Annotated in this window: 15 protein-coding genes; 7 read left to right on the top strand and 8 right to left on the bottom strand. The window is 62.2% G+C overall.

Going from position 1 to position 9,252, the window contains the following annotated elements; genetic code table 11:
- Nucleotides 1-17: 17 nt before the first annotated feature.
- The gene (folK, locus tag BM151_RS19495; protein WP_090062813.1) at nt 18-641 is read right to left on the bottom strand and encodes a 2-amino-4-hydroxy-6-hydroxymethyldihydropteridine diphosphokinase; all 624 of its coding nucleotides are present in this window, start codon (nt 639-641) and stop codon (nt 18-20) included.
- Nucleotides 642-769: 128 nt separating this feature from the next.
- On the opposite strand from folK, the gene BM151_RS19490 reads away from it, so the two are divergent.
- The 6 genes from BM151_RS19490 to BM151_RS19465 all read left to right on the top strand — a co-directional run bounded on the left by BM151_RS19490 (nt 770) and on the right by BM151_RS19465 (nt 4,728).
- Complete coding sequence (locus BM151_RS19490) at nt 770-1,330, top strand: LabA-like NYN domain-containing protein (RefSeq protein ID WP_090062811.1); 561 nt, start codon at nt 770-772, stop codon at nt 1,328-1,330.
- Nucleotides 1,331-1,471: 141 nt separating this feature from the next.
- The gene (gene ispH, locus BM151_RS19485; RefSeq protein WP_090062809.1) at nt 1,472-2,422 is read left to right on the top strand and encodes a 4-hydroxy-3-methylbut-2-enyl diphosphate reductase; all 951 of its coding nucleotides are present in this window, start codon (nt 1,472-1,474) and stop codon (nt 2,420-2,422) included.
- A gap of 42 nt (nt 2,423-2,464) precedes the next feature.
- On the top strand, nt 2,465-3,076 hold the full coding sequence (locus BM151_RS19480) for a LysE family translocator (protein WP_090062807.1): 612 nt from the start codon (nt 2,465-2,467) through the stop codon (nt 3,074-3,076).
- Nucleotides 3,073-3,654, top strand: a complete 582-nt coding sequence (locus BM151_RS19475; RefSeq protein ID WP_090062805.1) for a class I SAM-dependent methyltransferase — start codon at nt 3,073-3,075, stop codon at nt 3,652-3,654. Before BM151_RS19480 ends, BM151_RS19475 begins: the two co-directional genes overlap by 4 nt.
- Nucleotides 3,647-4,108 carry a ribonuclease HI gene (rnhA, locus tag BM151_RS19470; RefSeq protein ID WP_090062803.1) on the top strand — a complete coding sequence of 154 codons (462 nt, stop codon included), beginning with the start codon at nt 3,647-3,649 and terminating at the stop codon, nt 4,106-4,108. The genes BM151_RS19475 and rnhA overlap by 8 nt, the downstream gene beginning before the upstream one ends.
- Entirely contained in the window at nt 4,105-4,728 is a 624-nt protein-coding gene (locus BM151_RS19465; protein ID WP_090062801.1) for a trimeric intracellular cation channel family protein, read from the top strand. The genes rnhA and BM151_RS19465 overlap by 4 nt, the downstream gene beginning before the upstream one ends.
- A 13-nt stretch (nt 4,729-4,741) precedes the next feature.
- Here the strand turns inward: BM151_RS19465 and BM151_RS21980 are convergent, their stop codons facing one another.
- The 7 genes from BM151_RS21980 to def (BM151_RS19435) are packed head-to-tail and all read right to left on the bottom strand — an operon-like array spanning nt 4,742 to nt 7,857.
- Nucleotides 4,742-4,876, bottom strand: coding sequence for a hypothetical protein (locus tag BM151_RS21980; RefSeq protein ID WP_281245335.1), 135 nt, complete (start codon nt 4,874-4,876; stop codon nt 4,742-4,744).
- Nucleotides 4,876-5,115, bottom strand: coding sequence for a GlsB/YeaQ/YmgE family stress response membrane protein (locus tag BM151_RS19460; protein WP_090062799.1), 240 nt, complete (start codon nt 5,113-5,115; stop codon nt 4,876-4,878). Before BM151_RS19460 ends, BM151_RS21980 begins: the two co-directional genes overlap by 1 nt.
- 9 nt (nt 5,116-5,124) lie before the next feature.
- Complete coding sequence (locus BM151_RS19455) at nt 5,125-5,367, bottom strand: hypothetical protein (RefSeq protein ID WP_090062796.1); 243 nt, start codon at nt 5,365-5,367, stop codon at nt 5,125-5,127.
- A gap of 51 nt (nt 5,368-5,418) precedes the next feature.
- Nucleotides 5,419-6,324 (bottom strand): methionyl-tRNA formyltransferase, encoded by a 906-nt coding sequence (fmt, locus tag BM151_RS19450; RefSeq protein ID WP_090062925.1) that lies wholly within the window; start codon nt 6,322-6,324, stop codon nt 5,419-5,421.
- An 8-nt stretch (nt 6,325-6,332) separates the two neighbouring features.
- Nucleotides 6,333-6,848 (bottom strand): peptide deformylase, encoded by a 516-nt coding sequence (gene def, locus BM151_RS19445; RefSeq protein WP_090062793.1) that lies wholly within the window; start codon nt 6,846-6,848, stop codon nt 6,333-6,335.
- Entirely contained in the window at nt 6,845-7,336 is a 492-nt protein-coding gene (gene def, locus BM151_RS19440; RefSeq protein ID WP_090062790.1) for a peptide deformylase, read from the bottom strand. The genes def (BM151_RS19445) and def (BM151_RS19440) overlap by 4 nt, the downstream gene beginning before the upstream one ends.
- The gene (gene def, locus BM151_RS19435; protein ID WP_090062922.1) at nt 7,336-7,857 is read right to left on the bottom strand and encodes a peptide deformylase; all 522 of its coding nucleotides are present in this window, start codon (nt 7,855-7,857) and stop codon (nt 7,336-7,338) included. The genes def (BM151_RS19440) and def (BM151_RS19435) overlap by 1 nt, the downstream gene beginning before the upstream one ends.
- A gap of 163 nt (nt 7,858-8,020) precedes the next feature.
- Here def (BM151_RS19435) and BM151_RS19430 point away from each other — a divergent pair, with 163 nt between their 5' ends.
- A complete protein-coding gene (locus tag BM151_RS19430) occupies nt 8,021-9,199 on the top strand; it encodes a MalY/PatB family protein (protein ID WP_090062788.1) in 1,179 nt (392 codons plus the stop codon).
- Nucleotides 9,200-9,252: the final 53 nt, after the last annotated feature.

Below are 9,252 nucleotides of genomic sequence, written 5' to 3'. Positions count from 1 at the left end.
TTCCCGCGAATTGCCGTCTAATCGAGCGGGATTTCGACGCCTTCGAGGGCTTTGACCTCGGTTTTCTCCGATTCCGGCCGCGCATCCAGCATCTCCTGCACGGTTTTGCCGAGCAGAGGGTGCCGCCAATCGGGGGCCAGATCGGCAAAGGGAATCAGCATAAAGCTGCGATCCTGAATGCGCGGATGCGGCAAAATGAGCTGATCCGGCGCCCGTACGCTTTGTTCGCAAATTGGTAAATCAATCCAGAGTTTTACGGATTTCGCATCCGGCAGGACCTGTTGATCCATCGCCAGGAGGTCGAGATCGATGGTGCGACCGGCCCAGCGGCGCTTGCGCACACGGCCAAGATCCTGTTCGACGCGATGCAAGGCCCGCAACAGGTCTTCCGGCGCGTAAGAACTGGATAACTCCATGACACAATTGATATAATCCGGCCCTGCACCGGCCGGGAAACACGGCGTTTCATAGATACGGCTGAGGCCGCAGAGCCTGATGCCCTCGGCCCGAAGCCCTTCCACGGCGGCCTTCAACGTCTCGATCGGCGCCCCGTTGTCGGACGGCAGGTTCGCCCCGAATGCAACCCATGCGCGTATTTTCGCCCAATCCACCGGTGTCTCTCGCGGCAAGATCTCAACCATCCTATATTTTTAGACAAGTTTTGCTTCGCCGCGTTTCATACTATCCAACATCTCAGAAAGCCAAGAAAAACAGGCAGGCTGCAGCGTGGCCCGCCCAAAAAAGACAAGAATGTAAAAGGACTGATTAAATGTTTTACAAAGATGAACGGCTTGCCTTGTTCATCGATGGTTCGAATCTTTATGCGGCCGCAAAATCGCTTGGATTCGATATCGATTACAAACTGCTCCGTCAGGAATTCATGCGTCGCGGCAAGTTGCTGCGCGCCTTCTACTACACCGCGCTGCTGGAAAACGACGACTATTCGCCGATCCGGCCGCTCGTGGACTGGCTGAACTACAACGGGTTCACCATGGTCACCAAACCGGCCAAGGAGTTCACCGACTCCATGGGCCGTCGCAAGATCAAGGGCAACATGGACATCGAGCTCGCGGTCGACGCGATGGAGCTTGCGCCGCATGTCGATCACATCGTGCTGTTCTCCGGCGATGGCGATTTCCGCCCGCTGGTCGAGAGCCTGCAACGTCAGGGCGTGCGCGTCTCCGTCGTGTCCTCGATCCGCACCCAGCCGCCGATGATCGCCGATGAGCTGCGCCGCCAGGCCGACACGTTCATCGAGCTGAGCGAGCTGAAAGACGTGATCGGACGCCCGCCGCGCGAGCCGCGCGACGACGAGGATTACGACAACTGAGCCGCAACGCGGGCGGACCGAAAGCCCCGCCCGCAGCGCTCTCCGGTCGCGATCGAAAGCCCCCTGCCCGGGGGCTTTTCTTTTGAGCGATTGAAATCGGGGCCGTTCACCGATACCTCTTTGAGGGATCAGGAGCGCGCTATGACCAAACCCCCTCTCATGCTGTACCTCGCCGCCCCCCGCGGCTTTTGCGCCGGTGTCGACCGGGCCATCAAGATCGTCGAAATGGCGATCGAGAAATGGGGGCCACCGGTCTATGTCCGCCACGAGATCGTGCATAACAAATTCGTGGTCGACGGGCTCAAGGCCAAGGGTGCGATTTTTGTCGAGGAGCTCGCGGATTGCCCCGATGACCGGCCGGTGATCTTCTCCGCACATGGGGTGCCGAAAGCCGTGCCCGCAGAGGCCGCCAAGCGCGAAATGGTCTATGTCGATGCCACCTGCCCGCTGGTGTCCAAGGTCCATATCGAGGCCGAGCGCCACCATGCCGAAGGCCTGCAGATGATCATGATCGGTCACGCCGGTCACCCGGAGACCATCGGCACCATGGGGCAATTGCCCGATGGCGAAGTGCTTCTGGTCGAGAAGCCCGAGGATGTCGCGGGGCTCGACGTGCGCGACCCGGAGCGTCTCGCCTTCATCACCCAGACCACGCTCTCTGTCGATGATACGGTCGATGTGATTGCCGCACTCCGCACGCGTTTCCCGGCGATCGTCGGCCCGCACAAGGAAGACATCTGTTACGCCACCACCAACCGTCAGGCGGCGGTGAAAGCCATCTCTTCCGAGATCGACGCGCTGCTGGTGATCGGCGCGCCCAACAGTTCGAACAGCAAACGTCTGGTGGAAGTGGGCAAGGCCAATGGCTGCGCCTATTCCCAGCTTGTGCAACGCGACACCGATATCGACTGGCGCGCACTCGAAGGCATTCGCGCCATCGGCATCACCGCCGGCGCCTCTGCCCCTGAGGTACTGGTCAACGAGGTGATCGACGCCTTCAAAGCCCGCTATGACGTCACCGTCGAGCTGGTGGAAACGGCGCAGGAGAATGTCGAATTCAAAGTGCCGCGCGTGCTGCGCGAACCGGCCTGAGCCCTGCCCCGCACCCGAGATATATTCCGAGGAGATTGAAAAATGAGTATCGAGTTCCTGCTGACCGCCTTTATCGTCTGCCTCGCCCCGGGCATCGGGGTGATCTACACACTCTCGACCACACTGGGGCGGGGATTGCGCGCCGGGCTCTGGGCGGTGCTGGGCTGTACGCTGGCCACCGTGGTGCATCTCGGCGTGGCGCTTGCCGGGCTCGCCGCCGTGTTGCAGACCTCGGCGCTTCTGTTCTCTGCCATCAAATACGCTGGTGTCGCCTATCTTCTCTACATGGCCTGGGGCACGCTCAAAGGCACAGGCGCATTGCAAGTTACCCCGGACCGGAGCCAGCAAAGCCCCGCGCGGCTCATCTGGCGCGGCATCCTCTTGAACCTCCTGAACCCGAAACTGCCGATGTTCTTCGTCGCCTTCCTGCCGCAGTTCATTCCGGTGGGCGCTCCCGATGCCACCGCACTTCTGATCGAACTGGGCTTTGGCTTCGTGACCATGACCTTTGCCGTCTTCCTGCTCTACGCCCTAGCCGCCGGTTTCCTGCGGGCCCGTGTGGTTGAAAATGAGTCCGCCATGCGCTGGATGCGCCGGATCTTTGCCGCCTCCTTTGCCGGGCTCGGCGCCAAGCTGGCGCTGGAACGGGCATGAGCGAAGCCCCGGACCAAAGCCCCGCGCCCTTCGGGGCCGAAGAGACCATCAGCATCTATGACGCCCGCGCCGATGCCGAGGCCTTTGCCGCCACGCTGCCCAAAGGCGCCAGAATTCTCGATCTCGGCTGTGGCCCCGGCCAATATGCCGCCTGGTTCGCCGATCAGGGTTTTGACGTCAGCGCCTGGGATGCTTCCGCGTCGATGATTGCCCTGGCCGGGCAACACCCCGGCGTCACCGCCCGTCAGGCGCGGTTCGATGAGTTGAACGCCGAGGCGGGCTACGACGGCATCTGGGCAAATTTCAGCCTGTTGCACCTGCCGAAAGAGGCGCTGCCCGATGTGCTGGCCCGCATCCATCGCGCGTTGAAACCCGCCGGGCACTTTCACATCGCGATGAAGCTCGGCCGTGGCGCCGGCCCCGACAAGATCGGCCGCTATTACAGCTATTATTCCGAAGAGGAGCTGCGCGACCTGCTCGCCGGCACCGGATTTACAATTTCCAACCTGCGGCACTTCTCCGGCAAGGGGCTTGACGGCACCGCAGGGGCCTATATCACCCTGCTTTGTCATGGCTAAATTCTACGCATATACCGACGGGGCTTGCTCCGGAAACCCGGGCCCCGGCGGATGGGGCGCGCTTCTTCAGGCAAAGGATGGCGAGACCGTCCTCAAGGAGCGCGAGCTCAAGGGCGGCGAGGCGGAGACCACCAACAACCGGATGGAGCTTCTGGCCGCGATCACCGCGCTCGAAACGCTCGAACGGGCGTCCGAAATCACCGTCATCACCGACAGCGCCTATGTCAAAAACGGCGTCACCGGCTGGATTCACGGCTGGAAGCGCAACGGCTGGAAGACCTCGAACAAGAAGCCGGTGAAAAACGTCGATCTCTGGCAGCGCATCGACGAGGCGCAAAAGCGCCACAATGTGACATGGGAATGGGTCAAGGGCCACGCAGGCCACCCGGAAAACGAGCGCGCCGACGAACTGGCCCGCGCCGGCATGGCGCCGTTCAAAAAGGCCGGCGTATGACACCCCTGGCCGCGCTCGACTTCGCGGCCGTGGTGGTCTTTGCCATTTCCGGCGCGCTGGCGGCCTCGCGCGCCCAGCTCGACATCGTCGGCTTTGCCTTTATCGCCTGCCTCACCGCCGTCGGCGGCGGCACGCTGCGCGATGTGCTGCTCAACCGCGATCAGGTGTTCTGGATCGCCGAACCCAGCTATATCCTCATCGCCTGTCTGGTGGCATTTCTGCTGTTCTTCACCGCGCATCTGTTCGAAAGCCGGCTGAAAGCGCTCGAATGGGCCGATGCGGTTGCGCTCTCCACCGCCGTGGCGGCCGGTGCCGGTGTCGCCATGCAACTCGGCCAACCGCCGGTGATCGTGGCGCTGATGGCGGTCGCGACCGGCTGTTTCGGCGGGCTGATGCGCGATGTGGTCTGTAACGAAGTGCCGCTCATCCTCAAACAGGGCGAGCTTTATGCTTCCGCCGCACTTGCCGGCGGGCTGGCTTTGCTGACCGCAAATTATTTTGACGCGCCCCGGATCGCGGAATTCTCGATCTGTGCCGCGGTCACCTTTGTGCTGCGCGCCGGCAGCATGCTCTGGGGCTGGTCCCTGCCGGTCTATAAATCGCGGCCACCGAAACCCTGAGGGCTGAACCGCCTCAGACCTTGATATACCAGGTGGCGGCCACCGCCAGGCAACAGGCAACGAGCCAGCCGCCCGGGCGGAACATCAGCCAAAGCGCCATGCTCAGCAGGATGCGGGCAAACATGCCGGGGATGGAGAGGAGGAACATCATTTCCGCCCCGTGATCGCCTTATAGGCCCAGATCAGGATGATCGCGCCCAACACGGCACCGACGAACCCCGCCGCCATGCCGGTGAGCAGCATGAGAAAGCGCAGCACCAGCCCGCCGATCAGCGCGCCGGCCATGCCGATGACAATCGTGGTGATCATATCGGTCTTGAGATCCATCACCCGTGTGGCGATGAACCCGGCTGCGGCACCGACGATGATCAGGAACAGCACGGGCATGGCAACCTCCTATCGCTTCTTGCGCCAATGGGTCGGCACAATGATCAGCGCGCCCAAAGAGGCGGCAATCGCATTGAGACCCGGCAATCGAAAACCGATGCCGAACATCAGCTTGACGAAATAGGCGAGAAACGCGCCGCCGACACAGATGATGATCGATTGCAGGTAACCGTTGCGGGTGAAGCCGGTCTTCTCGCAGGCATAGCCGACGATCCCCGCGATCACGACGGTTCCGATCAACATTGGAAACATGGCGGCTCCTCGGCTTCTGGCAGGATCATGGGATGGACCGCAAAAGGCGGATCAGTCGAACCGGCTGCCCTCCGGCAGCTCCAGCCCTTTCAGGATCTCTACCACCGGCATAGCACGTTTGCCCTCGCGCTGCGCAGTGAGAATTTCCACCGCGCCCTCCCCGCAGGCAATGGTGAAGGTTCCGATCACCTCGCCGGGAGCACCTTTGCCATCGGTCACACGCGACATGTGGAATTTGATCCGCTCGCCATTCAAAGTGGCCCAGGCGCCTGGGAAAGGCGAGAGGCCACGAATTTGCCGGTCGATCTCGGCGGCCGGGCGGGTCCAGTCGATCCTGGCCTCCGCCTTGTCGATTTTCTTGGCGTAGGTGACACCCTCATCCGGCTGCGCCTCCGGCGCGAGGCGATTCAACACGTCGAGCGTGGTGACAATGGCCTCGGCGCCCATCTCGGACAGACGGTCATGCAGGGTCGCGGTGGTGTCTTCCGCGGTGATTTCGGTCTCCTGACGCAACAGCACCGGGCCGGTGTCGAGCCCCGCCTCCATCTGCATGATGCAGACGCCGGACATCACGTCGCCCTCAAGGATCGCGCGATGGATCGGCGCCGCCCCGCGCCAACGCGGCAAGAGCGAGGCGTGAATGTTGAGACAGCCGTGTTTCGGCGCATCGAGAATGCTTTGCGGCAGCAAGAGCCCATAGGCGACGACCACAGCGATATCGGCTTCGAGCGCCTCGAACTCCACGACATCGGCGGGGTCCTTGAAATTCTTCGGATGGCGGACAGGAAGACCAAGCTCTTCGGCGCGGGCCTGCACCGGGGTCGGGCGGTCTTTCTTGCCACGCCCCGCCGGGCGCGGCGGCTGGCAATAGACACAGGCGATCTCGTGGCCGGCCTCAACCAGCGCGTCGAGCACGGGCACGGAAAACTCGGGCGAGCCCATGAAAATCACGCGCATTTTCCCGGTCATTTCATCGCTCCGATCTTCTTGGCCTTTTTCAGGAACATCTGCCGCTTCACCGGTTTCAGATGGTCGAAATACATCTTGCCGTTCAGGTGATCGATCTGATGCTGCACCGACGTGGCCCAGAGCCCGACGAAATCGCGCTCCTCGATCTCTCCGTTCACGTTCAAAAACCGCACGGTCACGGCACGCGGACGCGAGATCGCGGCGGACATGCCGGGCAGGTTCGGCGAGGCTTCTTCATGCTCGCGCAGCTGCGCCGAGGCATGCAGCACTTCCGGATTGGCCAGAAGCACCGCCTTGCCGCGCTCGTCGGAACAATCGACCACGGCGAGTTGCTGCATCACCCCGATCTGCGGCCCGGCAAGACCGTAGCCCGGCATGGCATCCATGGTCTCGACCATATCGGCCCAGATATTGCGGATCTCATCGGTGATCTCCGCGACCGGCGGCACGGCGGTTTTCAGGCGCTTGTCGGGATAGGGCAGGAAAGGCCGCTCAGTGGGGATATGCGTCATCCGTAGATCTCCTCAAGCCGGGCACGGGTCTTCGTGTCCACCCGGTCGAAATGCACCAGGCCGTCGAGATGGTCGAACTCATGCTGGGCGATGCGGGCCTCGGCGCCCGTCATTTCGCGCTCATGAGTGACGCCGTCAAGATCGGACCAACGCAGGGTGATCCTCTCGGGTCGGGTCACGGCGACGGTGATGCCCGGGATCGACAGGCAGCCCTCGTCCATCTCGCAGGTCTCATCGGACAGAAAAACGATCTCGGGATTGATCACCACCTGCGGCGTCTTCTCGCCTTCTTTCCAAGTGGCATCCATCACAAAAAGCCGCAGCATCGCACCGACCTGCGGCCCGGCCAGCCCCCGGCCCGGGGCGGCATACATGGTCTCGAACATATCGGCGACCAGTGTGCGGATCTCATCCGTGATCTCCGCCACCGGGGCGCAGAGCGTGCTCAGACGCGCATCTGGCCAGAGCAGGATCTCGCGCAGCGCCATCAGGCGCGGGCCTTTTCGCGTTTCAGCTTCTGCATCTTGCGGGTGATCATCTGACGCTTGAGCGGTTTCAGATAATCGATGAAGAGAACGCCATCGAGATGGTCGATCTCATGCTGCACGCAGGTCGCCCAAAGCGCGTCGAACTCCTGCTCATGCGGCTTGCCCTCGACATCCTGCCAGCTGACGCGGACCATCTTGGGGCGTTCCACCTCGGCATATTGGCCGGGGATCGAGAGACAGCCCTCTTCGTAGACATTGCGCTCTTCGCTTTTCCAGGTCACTTCCGGGTTGATCAGCACCATCGGCTCCGGCGTGCCTTCGGCTTCCTTAGCGCAATCCATCACCAGCATACGCTTGATCAGTCCGACCTGTGGCGCGGCCAGGCCGATGCCCGGCGCCTCATACATGGTCTCGAGCATATCATCGGCGAACCGTGCGAGATCTTTGTCGAACTCGGTCACGGGGTCGCAATGCTTCTTCAAGCGCGGGTCGGGATGGATCAGGATCGGTTTCAGCGTCATGCCTTGCATTTAGGCGATGCGCTCGTCCCGCGCAACTGGGAGGCGCGCGAAAACGCCCAGCCCCTCCTGCGGGATTTTCAGTTTTCCTCCGCCGACATGCCGGATTAGGCTCTGCCTCGATATCAGACGCCACGCGCACCGCCGCAACTCCGAAGGAAGCTTCATGACCAATCCGCTGTTCGACCCGATCATCCCGCGTTTCGGAACCCATTGTGCCAAATGGGACAAGATGGAGGATCTCTACGGTGTCCCCGCCGAAGACGGGATCGCCATGTGGGTCGCGGATATGGATTTCCGCCCGCCGGCCTCGGTGCAGGCGGCGCTGGAAAAAATGACCGCCCATGGCATCTACGGCTATTTCGGCGATGACAGCGCGTACAAGGCGGCGATCATCTGGTGGATGAAGACCCGCCACGGCTGGTCCGTCGGCGAGGAAGAGATCTTTACCACCCACGGGCTGGTCAACGGCACGGCGCTCTGCGTCGATGCCTTTACCCAGCCGGGCGATGGCGTGGTGCTGATGACGCCGGTCTATCACGCCTTTCACCGGGTGATCAAAGCCGCCGGGCGCGACGTGGTCGAATGCCCGCTGGCGCTGGTGGACGGCAAGTACCAAATGGATTTCGACGCCTGGGACGCGCAGATGAGCGGCAAGGAGACCATGCTGGTGCTCTGTTCGCCGCATAACCCGGGCGGGCGCGTCTGGACCCGCGCCGAACTCGAAGGCGTCGCGGATTTCTGCAAACGTCACGACCTGATCCTTGTCTCTGACGAGATCCACCACGATCTGGTGATGCCGGGCCACACACACACGCCGATGGCGCTGATCGAGGGCATTTCCGATCGGTTGATCATGATGTCGGCCACCACCAAGACTTTCAACATCGCCGGCACCCATTCTGGCAATGTGATCATCGCCGATCCGAAGCTCCGCGCCACTTTCGCGAGCCGCATGGCCGCGCTGGGGATTTCCGCCAATTCCTTTGGTCTGGAGATGGCCACCGCCGCCTATTCGCCCGAAGGCGCGGCCTGGGTCGATGAGCTGACCGCCTATCTCGACGGCAACCGTCAGCTCTTTGACGCCGCCATTGCCGAGATCCCGGGCCTCACCTCGATGCCCCTCGAGGCCACCTATCTGGCCTGGGTCGATTTCTCCGGCACCGGCATGTCGCGCGAAGAATTCACCGCCCGGGTGGAGAAACAGGCGCATATCGCCCCCAATCACGGGCCGACCTTTGGGCTGGGCGGCGAGAACTTCCTGCGGTTCAACCTCGCCACGCCGCGCAGCATCGTCGAAACCGCCTGTCATCGCCTGAAAGAGGCGTTCAGCGATCTTCAGTGATCTGGGGCGCAGAGAACATAAAAAAAGCCGGTGCACATCTCGCACCGGCTTTT

The organism is Celeribacter neptunius (genome assembly GCF_900113955.1).
GTDB classification, from domain to species: domain Bacteria; phylum Pseudomonadota; class Alphaproteobacteria; order Rhodobacterales; family Rhodobacteraceae; genus Celeribacter; species Celeribacter neptunius.
This window is presented reverse-complemented; position numbering and strand designations above follow the sequence as displayed.